We start from the raw sequence: 14,922 nt of genomic DNA, 5'->3' as shown, positions 1-14,922 counted from the left end.
TCGGAAGGTGTCAGGGGTTGGAGGTTGGGGGTTGGCCAGAGGGCATCCGCAGCGTATCGAGCGGCCAGCGCGCGGTGGCGCGAATCTTCAAATCTTCGTGCTCGCCCGCCGCGAGGCGGCGATAGCCAGCGTAAGCGATCATCGCCGCATTGTCGGTGCAAAACTCCGGTCGCGGATACAACACTCGCAATCCACGCTTCTCGCCCAACGCCTGCAGCTCGGCTCGCAGCCGGCGATTCGCGCCCACCCCACCGGCAACAACCAAGGTTTTCAACCCCGTTTGTTTCGCAGCGCGCGCGCACTTGGCGACCAGCGTTTCGACCACGGCCTGCTGAAACTCGTAAGCAACGTCGGCGCGCGTCTGTTCATCGAGCTCGCGACCGCGGATCGCAACGACCACCGCCGTCTTCAAACCGCTGAAACTGAAATCCAGCCCCGGCCGGTCGAGCATGGGCCGGGGGAAATCGAAGCCCCCGGGCTTCCCGCTGTCCGCCAGCTTCGCCAGTGCCGGGCCGCCCGGATACGGCAGGCCGAGCATCTTGGCCGTCTTATCGAACGCCTCGCCGGCGGCATCGTCCAGGGAGGAGCCAATGATCTGGTACTCCCCCAACCCGCGCACTTCGGCGAGCAAGGTATGCCCCCCGGACACCAACAACGCCAGGAAGGGAAACTCGGGCGCCGCCGTCTCCAGCATGGGCGCCAGCAGGTGCCCCTCTAAGTGATGAACCCCGACCGCCGGCTTGCCCCAGGCGAACGCCAGACTGCGTGCCAGCGAAGCACCGACCAGCAATGCACCGACCAGACCCGGCCCGGCGGTGTACGCCACCCCATCCAGCTGATCCGCGTCGATTTTTGCTTCAGCCAGCGCTTGCTGGACCAGCGGCAACAGCTTCTTTACATGGTCACGCGAGGCCAGCTCGGGCACGACGCCGCCGTATACGGCGTGCAGTTGAACCTGACTATGCAAAGCGTGGGACAGCAGGCCGCGCTCGCCGTCGTACACGGCAGCGGCGGTCTCGTCACAGGAGGTTTCGATGCCGAGGACTTTCACTTGAGAAGCGTAGGAAAAACGTCCAAAAGCCAATTTTGGGGGCGCGAAGCTTAACCCCCAAGCGGTGAAAACGGGCCTCGATCGTGGCTTTGGGCACCAAAACCGCGAGAATTTTGCTTTTCCTTGCGGTCGCCATTAGACTGCCGCGCTCTCAACCGTCCCCGTACCCGTTTCGAACCGGCTCGAAGCGTCCGAACCGGGGCCGGCCATCCACATTCCGAGGTAGTAATGCCGAGCGTTCGCGTCCGAGAAAACGAGTACTTCGATGCCGCCTTGCGGCGCTTCAAGCGCGCCTGCGAAAAGGCCGGGGTCCTGACGGAACTGCGCCGCCGGGAATTCTACGAGAAGCCCACTCAGGAACGTAAACGCAAGAAGGCCGCCGCCGTGAAGCGCCACATGAAGCGCGTCACCCGCGACGGCAGCAGCCGCGGCCCCGCCCGCGCCCGCGCGTACTGATAGATAGATCTGCTTCCCGGGACGGAGCCTTCTCGCTCCGTCCCTGTCGATTCCCCCGCCGATTGCCAGCTGCTCCGAGCCAAGTCATGTCCTCACTCAAAGACCGCATTACTGAAGACATGAAGGCCGCGATGAAGGCCAAGGACAGCGAGCGCCTGGGCACGATCCGGATGATCACCTCCGCCATCAAGCAGCGCGAAGTCGACGAGCGCATTCAGCTCGACGACAGCCAGGTGCTGGCCGTGGTCGAGAAGATGATCAAGATGCGCAAGGAGTCCATCGCGCAGTTCCAGAGCGGCGGTCGCGAAGACCTGGTCGCCAAGGAACAGAAGGAAATCGACCTGTTGCAGGCCTACATGCCGCAGCAGCTCAGCGACGCCGAAGTCGACGCCCTGGTGGCCCAGGCCATTGCCGAGTCGGGCGCCACTTCCATCAAGGAAATGGGCAAGGCCATGGCGCTGCTCAAGCAGAAGGCGCAGGGCCGCACCGATATGGCCAGTGCCAGCGCCAAACTGAAGGCAAAACTCGGCGGCTGAGACGGTCGGGCTCTATGCCGGCCACGTTGCCGCGCATACTCTTGCATTCGTGTCCGGCCTCATCCCCAAACATTTCATCGAAGAGCTGATCTCCCGGGTCGACCTGGTCGAGCTGATCGGCAGCCGTGTGCAATTGAAAAAGCACGGCAAGGAATACAAGGCCTGTTGCCCGTTCCACGGTGAGAAGACGCCGTCGTTCACGGTGGTGCCGGACAAGAACTTCTACCACTGCTTCGGCTGCGGCGAGCACGGCAACGCGCTCGGCTTCCTGATGAAGCACGACAATCTCGGCTTCATCGACGCGATCGAGGAGCTGGCCGACCGGGTCGGCGTCGAAGTGCCACGCGAGCAAACTCCGGGCCAACGGCCGCCGCCGTCGGATGTTTTATTCGCAACATTGGAGAAAGCCGCGGCTTTCTACAGAAGTGAGTTGATGAATACGGCCCGCGGCAAGGACTACTTCAAGTCGCGCGGCCTGAGCGGCGAAACCGCCGCAACTTTTGCGCTGGGATACGCCCCGGATGCCTGGGATTCGGTACTCAAGCTATTGGGCGGCAGCGACGCCGAGCGGTCGCGGCTGTTGCAGGTGGGCTTGATCATCGAGCGGGACAACCGCTCCGGCCACTACGACCGGTTTCGCGATCGGGTGATGTTCCCGATTCGTGATGCGCGGGGCCGCACCATCGGTTTCGGCGGGCGCGTGCTCGATAAGGGCGAGCCCAAGTACATGAACTCGCCGGAAACAGAACTGTTTCACAAAGGCCGGGAGCTTTATGGCTTATATGAGGCTCGGCAGGCGAGCCGGACCCTGAGCCGGCTGTTGATCGTTGAAGGTTATATGGACGTGGTGCGGCTCCATCAGGCCGGCATCACTTATGCAGTGGCGACCCTGGGTACGGCAACGACGCCGGAGCATCTGGCACGCGTGTTCCGCATCTGTAACGAAGTGACGTTCTGTTTCGACGGCGACCGCGCCGGCCGGGCGGCCGCGTGGAAAGCGCTGGAGAACTCGCTGAGCCAGGTGCGCGAAGGGCGGCAGATCCGGTTCTTGTTTCTGCCCGAAGGCCACGACCCGGACACGCTGGTCGGCGAGGAAGGGCGCGAGGCTTTCGAGGCACGTATCAAACAGGCAATGCCGCTGTCTGAATATTTCATCAATCATCTGAGCGCGCAGGTCGATACCCACAGCATCGACGGGCGGGCGCGGCTGGGCGAATTGGCACGACCGTTGCTTGAGCGCATCCCCGCAGGAATTTTCCGTGAATTGCTGGCGGAGGAAGTAGCCAAAACCGTCGGCCTGAAACGCGATCGTTTGACGTCTATGTTAGGTGAGGGGACGGAAAAAGCCGCCGCTTCGGAACCGGTGCGCAGGCCCGTGAAGCCTCAGGTTCAGTCCGGCCGGCGCAATCTGGTGCGGCAGGCGATTCATCTGTTGGTTCACTACCCTGAAATTGCCGACAAGGTGACGTTGAATCCTGTCTTGAGCACGCTGGAAAGGCCGGGAATTCCGCTGTTGATCGAGCTGATCGAGGAACTAGCCCAGCGCCCGTGCGCTAACACTGGGGCGCTGCTTGAACGCTGGCGGGACCGCCCCGATGTTGAGCACCTGGCGAAATTGGCCGCGCAGGAATGTTTGGTCGATGCCGCCGGCGCCGCCAGTGACCTGGCCGGCGCGGTCCAGCAGCTGGCTGCCGAGGCGATGGAGGCTCGACAGAAGCTTCTGTTAAGCCGGGCGGGCCGGCTGACCGATGCCGAAAAGGCTGAATTGCAGGGGCTGCTGGCCCGCAAACCTCCGGTCGTTCACGGGGCGTGAACGCGAACCTAGCGCCCGGAAAACGATCAAAGTACACTGCGCGGTCTTTTTAAGCCCGCCCACCCCCCGACAGCACGTGAGGGCCACGACTTGAGCAAAACCTTGGCAGCAAAGAAGGAACCGGCGCAGATCGCCGATGAGCGTCAATCGCAACTGAAGCTGCTGATTGCCCGTGGCAAGGAGCAGGGCTACCTGACGTACGTCGAGGTCAATGACCATCTGCCCAGCGAAATCGTCGATCCGGAGCAGATCGAAGATATCGTCAACATGATTAACGACATGGGCATTCCGGTGTACGAGAAGGCGCCGGAATCCGAAGCCCTGTTGTTGACCGAGCCGGTGGTCGCCGACGAGGAAGCCGCTGAAGAAGCCGCCGCCGCGCTCGCCACCGTCGACGCCGAATTCGGCCGTACGACCGACCCGGTCCGCATGTACATGCGCGAGATGGGCACGGTCGAGCTGCTGACGCGCGAAGGCGAAATCCGTATCGCCAAGCGCATCGAGGAAGGCCTGGACGCGGTGCGTACCGCGCTGTCCAGCTATCCCCTCACCTACAACTTCATGCTCAACCAGTACGAGCAGGTGAAGGCCGGCCAGGGCCGCCTGGTCGACATCATCACCGGCTTCATCGACCCGAACGCGCCGGACGAAATCGCCGCGCCGGTCAATCCGAAGCTGGCCGCGGCTGCCGCGCCGGCCGAGGATGAGAACGAGGACGAAGAGAGCGAAGGCGGCAGCGAGGACGAAGAGACCCTCGAGACCGGCCCGGATCCGGAAGAGGCCGCGCGCCGCTTCGTGTCCATCGCCAAGGGCCACCAGCAGGTCCTCAAGGCCATGGCCGAAGACAAGACCGGCAAGGACCCGAAGTCGGTCAAGCTGCGCAAGAAGGTCGCCAGCGAGTTCATGGAACTGAAGCTGTCGCCGAAGATGTTCGACTCGTTGATCGTGCAGCTGCGCGACAACGTCGCCGAGATCCGCAACCTCGAGAAGCAGATCATGATCCTGTGCGTGCGCGATGCCGGCATGCCGCGCAAGGACTTCATCTCGACCTTCCCGAAGAACGAGACCAACACCAAGTGGCTCGACAAGCACATCCGCGCCAAGCGCAAGCACTCGGCCGCGCTCGCGCGCCTGCGTGAGGAGATCGAGAAGCAGCAGAAGAAGCTGATGTCGCTCGAGGAGCGCGTGCACCTGACGATCGCGGAAGTGAAGGAGATCAACCGCGAAGTGGCCGTGGGCGAAGCCAAGGCTCGCCGCGCCAAGAAGGAGATGGTGGAAGCCAACCTCCGTCTGGTGATCTCGATCGCGAAGAAGTACACCAACCGTGGCCTGCAGTTCCTGGATCTGATCCAGGAAGGCAACATCGGCCTGATGAAGGCGGTCGACAAGTTCGAATACCGCCGCGGTTACAAGTTCTCGACCTATGCGACGTGGTGGATTCGCCAGGCGATCACCCGTTCGATCGCCGACCAGGCGCGCACCATCCGCATCCCGGTGCACATGATCGAGACCATCAACAAGCTGAACCGCATTTCGCGGCAGATGCTGCAGGAGATGGGGCGCGAGCCGACGCCGGAAGAGCTGGCGGTGCGCATGGAAATGCCGGAGGACAAAGTCCGCCGCGTGCTCAAGATCGCCAAAGAGCCGATCTCCATGGAAACGCCGATCGGCGACGACGAGGATTCGCACTTGGGCGATTTCATCGAGGACACTTCGGTGGACTCGCCGATCGACTCTGCGACGATGGAAAGCCTGCGCGAAACTACGCACTCCGTGCTGGCTGGCCTGACACCTCGCGAAGCGAAGGTCCTGCGGATGCGCTTCGGTATCGACATGAATACCGACCACACGCTGGAAGAAGTGGGCAAGCAGTTCGACGTGACGCGCGAGCGCATCCGTCAGATCGAAGCCAAGGCGCTGCGCAAGCTGCGTCATCCGAGCCGCAGCGAGCAGCTGCGCAGCTTCCTGATGGATGACTAGAACTAACGTTCAGCTGTCTCAGGTGTGATCACGAAGCCCCCGCAAGGGGGCTTCGTTTTTGCGGGGCTGATGCAACCCTGCCCGGGTCGAGTGTGTCTATATCCACAACGGGAACCGACCACCCCGTCCGGTCGTTTTTTCGACAGCACGGATATTTGTTCGGAGGCTGCAGCAATGAGCTTCTTGTTTTATCTGACTCTGTTCATCGTGATGTGCGTATTCGGCTGGTCCGCGCGCGGCGCATCCTGAGCTCACGGTCATCTGTGTTCAGCGCGCCTTCAGTTTCTTCAGCGCGCGCATGAGCTCACCCTTGCGACTCGTGACGGCATAATTTTCCAGGCCCAGCCACCTCGCCAGTCCACTCAACTGTTTCGCCAGCGGCTCGACCACGCGTGCCGGCACGACACCCGGCTCGACACTTCCGCCCTTCACTTGCAGCTGCCCGCTCTGACGTTCCGATTTCAGATCGACTCGTCCAACGATGCGCTCGCCCAATAGCAATGGCAGCACGTAATAGCCGTGCAGGCGCTTGTGCACCGGCGTGTAGATCTCCAGTCGGAAATGAAAGTCGAACAGACGTTCGGTGCGCTGCCGTTCCCAAATCAACGAGTCGAACGGCGATAACAGCGCGGCCACGTCAGCGACTTTCGAGGCGCGAGGAATCTTCGCTTCGTGGTGCAGATATCCCTGCTGCTTCCAGCCTTCCACGCTGACCGGTAGAAGCTTGCCCTCTTCCACCAACTCGGCGAGCCGCGTCGCCGCCTCGTTCGCCGGAAGCCGAAAGTAATCGCGTAGATCGCGTGCACTCGCCACACCCATGGCGCGAGCGCCAATCATCATCAGCTCGCGCTGTGCGTGCTCTCGAGAGGGCACAGGCGCATTTCGTACCGCCTCGGGCAACACCCGCTCCGGCAACTCATACAGCCGCTCGAAATTCCGCCGACGCGCGGTGGTGACGTCACCGATCCAGAACAACCACTCCAGGATTTCCTTGCCCTGGCTCCAGCCCCACCAGCTGCCCTTCGATTTGCCCGCGTCCGTCAATTCACTCGCGCCCAGCGGACCGCGTTCGCGAATTTGATCGATGGCGCTTTTCACCAGTTCCTGGTGACTGGTCGCATAGCGCTTGAGCCGGCCCCACGTGCCGACGCCCTTGCGCGCGTCGTCCATGCGCCAGCGGAACAATGGATAGGACTCGATGGGGAGCAGCGAGGCTTCGTGACCCCAATATTCGAACAGCAAGCGCTCGTCATAAGCAGCACGCTCGAGCAGCGTGCTTTTGTAATCGCCCCGTCGCGAAAAGACCGGCAGGTAATGCGAGCGAACCAGCACGTTGACGGAATCCATCTGCACGACGCCCAAGCGTCGCACCATCTCCGCCAATGCCTTCCCGCTTCTTGGCGCGGCCCCTGCCGACAGGAACTGCTGTGCCTCCAACGCTACGCGTCGCGCTTCACCGATCGAGAGTGAATCCTTCGCCGCGCCCATGAAGCCACGCATCCCCGACAATCAGGAAGCGCGCAGTGTAGCCGTAAACCCTGACTATCCCCGCCGCTTTTGGGCGCAACGACCTCACATGGCGTGGGTCGTAGCAGTAATGCTCATGCTGGCAGGCCGGGATTGTCTGAAACGCCACCACGCCTGCGCGGCCTGGTAGTGATCCAGGCGCACAGCCTCGCCAATGCGCGGCATGGTCAGACGAATACCGTGCTGCGCCGACAGCGCCAGCATCTTTTCCATGGGCTCATCCCAGGAATGGAAGGCCAGATCGAACGTGGCATTGTGAATCGGCAGCAACCAGTCGCCGCGCAGATCCCGATGCGCCTGCACGACTTGTTCGGGAAGCATGTGCACCCCTTCCCATTGCTTGTCGTACGCGCCGGCCTCAAGCAACGTGAGATCGAACGGCCCATGGCGCCGGCCGATCTCCGCGAAACCGTCGAAATATCCGGTGTCGCCGCTGAAGAAAATCCGATGCGTGCCGGTGTAGATCGCCCACGAGGCCCACAACGTCGGGTTTTTCGCGAAGAAGCTGCGCCCGGAGAAATGCTCGGCCGGCGTGGCGGTGAACTGCAGGCCTTCCAGTTCGACGGTCTGCCACCAATCGAGCTGCTGGATCTTGTTGGCGGGAATGCCCCACTGGATCAGATGATCGCCCACGCCCAACGGCGTGAGAAACATGGTGGTCTTCGCCGCGAGCTTCACGACCGTATCGCGATCGAGATGATCGAAGTGATCGTGCGACAGCACCACGCCGGCCAGCGGCGGCAGCGCCTCCAGCGAGATCGGCGTCGGAATGAAACGTTTCGGACCGGCCCATTGCACCGGCGAGGCGCGCTCGGAGAACACCGGATCGGTGATCCAGAACCGGCCATTCAACTTCATCAGCACGGTCGAATGGCCGAGCCGCCAGATCGAACCCTCAGACGCTTGTTGCAACTGATCCGGGCTCAGCGGCGTTACGGACAAGGCTTCGGGCGGCACGGTGCGGCTCGTATCCTTGAACATGAACTGCCACCACAGTTTCAGCAGCTGCCAGCCGCCGGGCTGCTTGGGCGGCGCGACGTTGTGAAATTGACCGTCGCGAAACCGAGCCGATTGAAACGTTGGCCGATCGCCGTAGGCTGCGCTCATAGCGACAACTCCCGATAACAACACCCAAGCAGGCAGGCGCATGGGCAGTATCTTGCCCCGGGAGACTTAGCCGAGAGTTAGGCGAAGCTGGCGGGTTCTTGCCTATTTCCGCAGATCGTCCGCTTCAGCCCAGTGGATAGAACTGCGGCAGCACCCATGTCAGCGCCAGCCACATGATCAGCGTCAGCGGCAGACCGACGCGCAGGAAATCGCCGAACGAATAGCCACCTGCGCTATAGACGAGCAAATTGCAGTTGTCGGCCATCGGCGTCGCGTATCCCATGTTCACGCCGAACATCACCGCTAGCACGAACGGCTCCGGTGCGAGGCCCAACTGCCTTGCCAGCTCGATCGCAATGGGTGTTCCGATCACCGCGGCCGCGCTGTTTGAAATCACACTGCTCATCATCGCCATGAACAGCATCGTCGCACTCAGCACCGCCACGGGCGGCAGCGACTTCGCCATGACGGCGCCTATTTGCGCGATGAACGCAGCGCCGCCGGTAGTCACCAAGGCCAGGCTCAACGCCAGGCTCGCCACCGTCAGCAGGATCATCGACGAGTCGAGCGACCGCGTCGCGTGGCGCCACTTCAAACACCCGGTCGTCACCATCACCAGCACGCCGCAAATCGCAGCGATGGCGACCGGCGCGATGCGCAACGACGCGATCAAGACGATGCCTGCCATGATGCCCAGGGCCAGCGGCGCCTTCGCCGTCAGCGGCACATTGCTGGTCGCGTCCAGCACCAGCATCTCACTGCGCTTCTTGAGCGCCTCGATCTGCTCCGCCGGCCCCTGCACCAGCAGCACGTCGCCGACACCGAGCCGCAGGTCTCGCAGCGGAGTCCTTTGCCCCGACGCCTCTTCGTCGCCGGGCCGGTGAACCGCCAGTGGGATCAGCTGGTAGTGCCAATCGAAGTTGGCCTGCGCCAAGGTGCGATCTCGCAACGGCGACGCCGGCGTCAGCACTAGCTCGGCGGTCTGCTGATCCGGCGCGGTCAGCGGATGCTCGGCGTCCACGCGTACGTCGCCGGAAAACAGCGTCGCACCGAGCACGCGCGAATACTCCATCAGTTGTTCGGACGTGTCGCGGACAACCAGTTGATCGCCGGATCGCAAGATCACATCGGGCAGCGGCGAGATCACCAGGTCCTCCGAACGCCGCACCGACACCACGGACATCTCACCCTGCGTGAGTTTCTTTGCGTCAGCGAGCGTCTTGCCTGCGACCGGGCTGCTGTCCGAGATGTGCAGCTGAGCATCGAAAATACGCGGCGAGGCATTAACGAACGACGGGTGCGGATGCTTGTCAGGCAGCAGTCTCGGCGCGATCAGCCACAAGAACAGCAGCCCCGGAATCGCCGCCAGCGCCGCCGGCGCAATGAAGTCGAACATGTGGAAGCGCTCGACTCCCAGGCTCGCCGCGCTGCCGATCACCAGCAGGTTCAATGACGTGCCGATCGGCGTACCCATGCCGCCGATCTGTGAGGCGAAGGTCATGGGCATGAGCAGTTTGGACGGCGACATGCTCGAGCGCATGGCCACCGCGGTGAGGATGGGGATCATCAACACCACCTGCGGGGTGTTGTTCATGAAGGCGCTGATGACGGCCGTCACGATGATCACGACCCCCATCGCCAGCAGTGGACTGATCTGCCACACCCGGTGCACCACCCGCCCGATCGGCGCGAGCGCACCGGTGGAGACCAGCCCCTGGCTCGCCATGACCAGCGCGCAGATCGCAATCAAAGCCTCGTTGCCGAAACCTGCGAAGAAGCGGATGGGATCGAGCTCGGCGCCGTCCGGCCCTCGATAGGGAAACAAGCTGAACCCGATCGCCAGCACCGCCACGACCAGCAGGCTGGACGTCTCGATGGGAATGAAGTCGCGCGAGAACAGATAGAGCGCGCCGAGGGTCAGCAGCATGACCGCGATCGCGTGCGGGTCGGGCATGGGGATCGTGGCCATCGCGGTCAAATGAACGACTTTACATTATGGTTCCATTCCGGTCACACGCGCCGTTCGAGCGGTTAGAATGCGCCGCGCCGCCAGGCCGGATTACGGTAAGTCGCACCATTTCATAACGCTTGCGACTCTCGTGTGTGAACTGCGTTGCAGGCTTCAGCCACGCGGCTCTGGCAGCATTCATGGGTCGAAGTCGAATGAGGGCCGAGTGCAATGAATCCCATCGCGGAGATCTCCATCGATCTCACGGCCCAGGAATTGACCGATCCTTCGAGCATCGCGCCGCTCGCCCCGAACGAAATCGAAGTGGACGACATCTGCGAGTTCGACCCGCTGTTGAAGCCGCTGCCGGCGGCGAACAACGACGGCGCCGTGCTGTCCCCGGCCGACCCCATTCCGGACCTGGCCCTGGACGACGACACCATCGAAGTCGAGATCGAGCTGAGCGCCGAGCAGATGGACGCCATGCTCAGCGGGTTGCCTGTTCGTTGAAGAGGCGCGGACGCGCCGACCGCAGCGATCTGACGGTCAGCTCCTGAGGGCGGTTACATGTTGGGCTTGCCCGGGTACTGCCGCATCAACTCGGTCACGACCGCATTGATGGCAACCTTCGGGTTCTGCAGCTCCTCCTCGCTGACGCGACCTTCGGCCACGCCTTCCCACACCAGCTGCTTCTTCTCGGCATCGACGATGTCGAGATTCAGCGTGCCGACCTTGTACGTGACCGTGCGGTCTTCGTCATACAGCGGCCAGGCGTTGTACAGGCCGTAGCGATAGCCGTAGTAGCCATAGCCCACCGACGCGCGGGCATCCGGACGGATTTCGGTGCGCTCGCGAGTGTTCATGTAGAAGTTCACCAGCAGATCCGGATGCTCCTCGCTGAACTTGTAGCCACGAGCTTCCATCTGCGCTGACATGGCGCTCTTCAGATAGCTCGTGACCAGCGTTGAATAACCGCCGCGATCGGTGCCGGTTTCCTTCGGGAATCCGTAAGTGCGGTAGACGGAAAAGTCCGCCGACCGGTCGTAATCGATGCGGGTCTTGGGGCCGCTGGTGGTGGCGCAGCCGGCCGCGAACAAGGCCGCGGTCAGCGCGAACGCCGCTGCGACCCGTGACAAATATGGCTTGCAGGACATGATGGTGTACCTCGTACGCATCAGCTTACTTGTTTAGTCGAATCGTCCCGGCTCAAGTTCCGAAGCGACGCGTTACCAAATGTTCATCCTCGGCGGCTATATGGCGGCTGAACCGGTGCTCACAAGCCCTACAGCAGCAATGAGCCCTGACCCCGTTCCAGATCCAGCAGAATGCGTTTGCGCCACAGGCCGCCGCCGTAGCCCCCATCGCCGCCATCGGCATTGATCACCCGATGACAGGGAATGACGATCGCAATGGGATTCGCGCCGTTCGCATATCCCACTGCCCGCGTTGCCAGCGCATCGCCGATGCGCACGGCAAGCTGCAAATATGACCAGGTTTCGCCGTAAGGAATCTCGCAAAGCGCTGCCCACACGCGCTCCTGGAAGGCAGTTCCAGGACTATGCAACGACACCGCAAATGTTCGGCGCTGACCCGCGAAATATTCCGCCAGCTGCACTCTCAGATCGTTCAGCACCTGATTGCTGCCCGCTTGGAGCGTTGGCGCGTGCCGCTCGCGCAGCTCGTGCAATCGCTCCTGCAGCCGATCGGCATCGCAGAACGATAAGCCACACAGCGCGCTGTCGGTTGCACGAGCAATCAGCGGCCCGACCGGCGATTCGTACCAGTCGATGGAGCGGACCTCGGATGTGGCTGTGGCGTTCACGGGCGCGCACGTTACACCAGCGGGCACGCGCCCACTAGAAGTGGGGTTTATCCGCTTTGCGCCTTTCGGAGCGCTGCTCGCCTTCGACCGGCGTTGGAATCTCGTCAGCCGCCCGCCTGGTCAGCCGCTTCTCTATCTTTGCGAGCACGACGAGCACGATGAGCGCGAACCCGGTGCCGATGGTGGCGAGGAAGTAGTATCCGGCTCCACACGCGACGCCGAGCGCGCCCGCGAGCCACATGTTGGCGCCGGTCGTCAGGCCGTGCACGTTGCCGCGACTCTGAATGATCGCGCCCGCGGCCAGAAACGCCACGCCGGCGGTCACCGCCTCGATGATACGAACCGGATCGGCCGTCTTGCTGCTGTTGTCGCCGGTGAACTGCTCGTGCAGCTCGAACGTGATCAAAGTGAACAAAGCAGCCGCGAGCGATATCAAAATATGCGTGCGCAGACCGGCTGGTTTGTTACGCAGCTCGCGGTCCAGCCCGATGAGGCTGCCAGCCACGACCGCGAACAAGACGCGGAGCGTGGCTTCGAGCGACGGCAGCACCGTGTGGTGTCCGCCCAAGGTGACGAACAGGTCCATGGCCAGGAACGTTGCACTCGGCCGTAGGGTTCCTCTGATGCGGTGTGCTGAAGTGGCTGCTGCAATGGCCAGCCGCGGCATTTGCCATTAATCTCACCCTCATGACTCGTTTCCGCCCAATCCAATTGTCGCTGCTCGCCTTGACCCTGCTGTCGCTAACTGGCGGCACCGCGCTTGCTGCCAAGGATCCGTTCAAGCGGACCCGGGAAGTTTTCCAAACGGCGTATGAACAGGCGACCACGCAGCCGGCCGATGAGAAGAAGGACAGCGAGGCGTTACGCAATTACCCGCTGTATCCCTATTTGCAGGCAGCGCGTATCAAGCGCGCCCTGGGCGAGGCGACCAACCAGCTCGGTCCGGCCGACCAGAGCGCGGAAACATTCATCTCCTACTATGAACGCGAGCCGGTGGGACGCGATGTGCGTGGCGCGTGGTTGTCGAGCCTCGCAGCCCGTCAGCAGTGGCAACCGTTCATGCAACATTACAATGACGCGTCGGCCAGCGATTCGTTGCGTTGTCACAGCTTCAGCGCCCGCATCGCGCTCGGACAAACCGAGGACCTGTCGCTGGACATCGCTCGGCAGTGGCTGACACCCGCCAGCTTGCCGGATTGTGAGCAAGCGTTCACATGGATGCGTGCCCAAAAGGCGCTGACGCCCGAGCTGATCGAGCAACGCGTGCGTCGCGCGCTGGAAAACAACAATCACAGCTTCGCCAAACAAATCGCCGCAGAGTTGCCAGCTGATCGGGCGGCACCGCTGCTGCGTTGGGCAGCGCTGCTGGAAAATCCGCAAAGGCAGATCGATGCGTTGATCGCCTCACCCGCATTGGACATCGAACCGAAGGCGCAACTGGCCGGCTGGCAGCGGCTGGCGCGCGTCGATCGTGACGCTGCGGTGAGTCGCTACGAAAGATTCATCCGCGCGCGCAAACTCACAGAAGAAACGGCCAGTCCGTATGCGCTGGCGCTCGCGCTTGGATTGTCCTGGGACCGCCGGGCGGAAGAGGCGCTCGATTACTTCAAGCGCGTGCAGCTCAAAGACTTCGATGACATGGCTCGCGAGTGGCACGCACGGGCGGCGCTGTGGGCCGGCGATTGGAAACTGGTCGGCAACATCATCGCCGCCATGCCGGATCAGCAGCGCTCGCTGGCTCGCTGGCGTTATTGGGCGGCGCGCGCCGCCGAAAAGAACGGCGACCCGCAGCTGGCGCGGCAGCTCTATGAGTCTGTCCTGGCCGAGGATAACTTCTATTCCATCATGGCCAGCGCCAGGCTCGATCGGCCGGTATCGCCGCATCCTGAAAAGCTGCCGCTCGATCAGGCGCAAGTCGAGCGCATGGAACAACTGCCGCCGATGGTGCGCGCGCGGGAGCTTTTGTTGAGCGACATGCGCAATCAGGCCAACACCGAATGGTCTTTTGGCTTCGAGCAACTGATGGACTCGGCGCGCTCGCAATCCATTCATCTGGCCGCGCGTTGGGGCTGGTACGACCAAGCGATCGCCACGGCAACTCAGCAGCGAGTGTTCAACGATTACCAGCTGTTGTATCCGCAGCCGTACGACGCGGAAGTATTGTCGGCCGCGAAGCTCACTGGCCTCTCACCGCAACTGATCTACAGTGTGATGCGTCAGGAGAGCTTGTTCCGTCCCGATGCGTACTCGTCGGCCGGAGCGCGCGGCCTGCTGCAGATGTTGCCAGAGACCGCCCGGCGCACCGCCCGCAAATGGAACAAACCGCGTCCTTCGCCCGACGACCTGTTCAATCCGGTGATCAACGTGCCGCTCGGCGCCGCCAACCTGCGTGGACTGGTGGATCGTTTCGGCGGGCAGACGATGGTGGCACTGGCCGGTTACAACGCCGGCCCGAATGCAGCAGCGCGCTGGATGCCGCCCGAATCGCTGGACCCGGACATCTGGGTCGAAAACATTCCTTACAACGAGACGCGCAACTACGTGCAGCGCATTCTCTGGCACAACGTGGTGTTCTCGTGGCTCAAGACCGGCGAGCCGCAGAAGGTGGACAACTGGCTGGTGCGGATTGCACCGTTGAGCGCTGCGGCGGTGCTCGGCCTCGCCGAAGAGGACACCTGATTA

Annotated in this window: 13 protein-coding genes; 6 read left to right on the top strand and 7 right to left on the bottom strand. The window is 62.6% G+C overall.

Annotation, left to right across the window (positions count from 1 at the left end):
* Positions 1 to 10 precede the first annotated feature (10 nt).
* On the bottom strand, positions 11 to 1,051 hold the full coding sequence (gene tsaD, locus EK373_RS07675; RefSeq protein ID WP_129642112.1) for a tRNA (adenosine(37)-N6)-threonylcarbamoyltransferase complex transferase subunit TsaD: 1,041 nt from the start codon (positions 1,049 to 1,051) through the stop codon (positions 11 to 13).
* Between the two features lie 228 nt (positions 1,052 to 1,279).
* On the opposite strand from tsaD, the gene rpsU reads away from it, so the two are divergent.
* The 4 genes from rpsU (at position 1,280) to rpoD (ending at position 5,836) form a co-directional block, all read left to right on the top strand.
* On the top strand, positions 1,280 to 1,507 hold the full coding sequence (rpsU, locus tag EK373_RS07670; protein ID WP_129642111.1) for a 30S ribosomal protein S21: 228 nt from the start codon (positions 1,280 to 1,282) through the stop codon (positions 1,505 to 1,507).
* 86 nt (positions 1,508 to 1,593) lie between these two features.
* A complete protein-coding gene (locus EK373_RS07665) occupies positions 1,594 to 2,043 on the top strand; it encodes a GatB/YqeY domain-containing protein (protein ID WP_129642110.1) in 450 nt (149 codons plus the stop codon).
* A gap of 49 nt (positions 2,044 to 2,092) precedes the next feature.
* Entirely contained in the window at positions 2,093 to 3,856 is a 1,764-nt protein-coding gene (gene dnaG, locus EK373_RS07660; protein ID WP_129642109.1) for a DNA primase, read from the top strand.
* 90 nt (positions 3,857 to 3,946) lie between these two features.
* Positions 3,947 to 5,836: an RNA polymerase sigma factor RpoD gene (gene rpoD, locus EK373_RS07655; RefSeq protein ID WP_322095815.1), complete on the top strand. Its 1,890-nt coding sequence runs from the start codon at positions 3,947 to 3,949 to the stop codon at positions 5,834 to 5,836.
* 267 nt (positions 5,837 to 6,103) lie between these two features.
* Here the strand turns inward: rpoD and EK373_RS07650 are convergent, their stop codons facing one another.
* The 3 genes from EK373_RS07650 to EK373_RS07640 form a co-directional block, all read right to left on the bottom strand.
* Complete coding sequence (locus EK373_RS07650) at positions 6,104 to 7,336, bottom strand: winged helix-turn-helix domain-containing protein (RefSeq protein ID WP_198683135.1); 1,233 nt, start codon at positions 7,334 to 7,336, stop codon at positions 6,104 to 6,106.
* A 72-nt stretch (positions 7,337 to 7,408) separates the two neighbouring features.
* A complete protein-coding gene (locus EK373_RS07645) occupies positions 7,409 to 8,470 on the bottom strand; it encodes an MBL fold metallo-hydrolase (protein ID WP_198683134.1) in 1,062 nt (353 codons plus the stop codon).
* Positions 8,471 to 8,594: 124 nt separating this feature from the next.
* Positions 8,595 to 10,439 (bottom strand): SLC13 family permease, encoded by a 1,845-nt coding sequence (locus EK373_RS07640; RefSeq protein WP_129642107.1) that lies wholly within the window; start codon positions 10,437 to 10,439, stop codon positions 8,595 to 8,597.
* A 210-nt stretch (positions 10,440 to 10,649) separates the two neighbouring features.
* Between EK373_RS07640 and EK373_RS07635 the strand changes: the two genes are divergently transcribed.
* On the top strand, positions 10,650 to 10,928 hold the full coding sequence (locus tag EK373_RS07635) for a hypothetical protein (RefSeq protein WP_129642106.1): 279 nt from the start codon (positions 10,650 to 10,652) through the stop codon (positions 10,926 to 10,928).
* A 53-nt stretch (positions 10,929 to 10,981) separates the two neighbouring features.
* Here EK373_RS07635 and EK373_RS07630 read toward each other — a convergent pair whose 3' ends face one another.
* The 3 genes from EK373_RS07630 to EK373_RS07620 all read right to left on the bottom strand — a co-directional run bounded on the left by EK373_RS07630 (position 10,982) and on the right by EK373_RS07620 (position 12,826).
* Complete coding sequence (locus EK373_RS07630) at positions 10,982 to 11,572, bottom strand: DUF4136 domain-containing protein (RefSeq protein WP_129642105.1); 591 nt, start codon at positions 11,570 to 11,572, stop codon at positions 10,982 to 10,984.
* Positions 11,573 to 11,700: 128 nt separating this feature from the next.
* Complete coding sequence (locus tag EK373_RS33950) at positions 11,701 to 12,240, bottom strand: methylated-DNA--[protein]-cysteine S-methyltransferase (protein WP_157994271.1); 540 nt, start codon at positions 12,238 to 12,240, stop codon at positions 11,701 to 11,703.
* Positions 12,241 to 12,274: 34 nt separating this feature from the next.
* Positions 12,275 to 12,826: an MgtC/SapB family protein gene (locus tag EK373_RS07620; protein ID WP_129642103.1), complete on the bottom strand. Its 552-nt coding sequence runs from the start codon at positions 12,824 to 12,826 to the stop codon at positions 12,275 to 12,277.
* A 101-nt stretch (positions 12,827 to 12,927) separates the two neighbouring features.
* Here EK373_RS07620 and EK373_RS07615 point away from each other — a divergent pair, with 101 nt between their 5' ends.
* Complete coding sequence (locus tag EK373_RS07615; protein ID WP_129642102.1) at positions 12,928 to 14,919, top strand: lytic transglycosylase domain-containing protein; 1,992 nt, start codon at positions 12,928 to 12,930, stop codon at positions 14,917 to 14,919.
* The last annotated feature ends 3 nt before the right edge of the window (positions 14,920 to 14,922 follow it).

Source organism: Peristeroidobacter agariperforans, assembly GCF_004138335.1.
Lineage (GTDB): Bacteria > Pseudomonadota > Gammaproteobacteria > Steroidobacterales > Steroidobacteraceae > Steroidobacter > Steroidobacter agariperforans.
Note: the sequence above shows the minus strand (reverse complement) of the source record. Positions and strands in the feature narration are given on the sequence as shown.

Bases quoted from the DNA above. Each gene is read 5' to 3' on its own strand.
- EK373_RS07665 (WP_129642110.1), top strand. From the start codon at position 1,594: ATGTCCTCACTCAAAGACCGCATTACTGAAGACATGAAGGCCGCGATG.
- EK373_RS07645 (WP_198683134.1), bottom strand. From the start codon at position 8,470: ATGAGCGCAGCCTACGGCGATCGGCCAACGTTTCAATCGGCTCGGTTT.
- EK373_RS07620 (WP_129642103.1), bottom strand. From the start codon at position 12,826: ATGGACCTGTTCGTCACCTTGGGCGGACACCACACGGTGCTGCCGTCG.
- EK373_RS07650 (WP_198683135.1), bottom strand. From the start codon at position 7,336: ATGCGTGGCTTCATGGGCGCGGCGAAGGATTCACTCTCGATCGGTGAA.
- EK373_RS07615 (WP_129642102.1), top strand. From the start codon at position 12,928: ATGACTCGTTTCCGCCCAATCCAATTGTCGCTGCTCGCCTTGACCCTG.
- EK373_RS07630 (WP_129642105.1), bottom strand. From the start codon at position 11,572: ATGTCCTGCAAGCCATATTTGTCACGGGTCGCAGCGGCGTTCGCGCTG.
- EK373_RS07640 (WP_129642107.1), bottom strand. From the start codon at position 10,439: ATGGCCACGATCCCCATGCCCGACCCGCACGCGATCGCGGTCATGCTG.
- EK373_RS07635 (WP_129642106.1), top strand. From the start codon at position 10,650: ATGAATCCCATCGCGGAGATCTCCATCGATCTCACGGCCCAGGAATTG.
- rpsU (WP_129642111.1), top strand. From the start codon at position 1,280: ATGCCGAGCGTTCGCGTCCGAGAAAACGAGTACTTCGATGCCGCCTTG.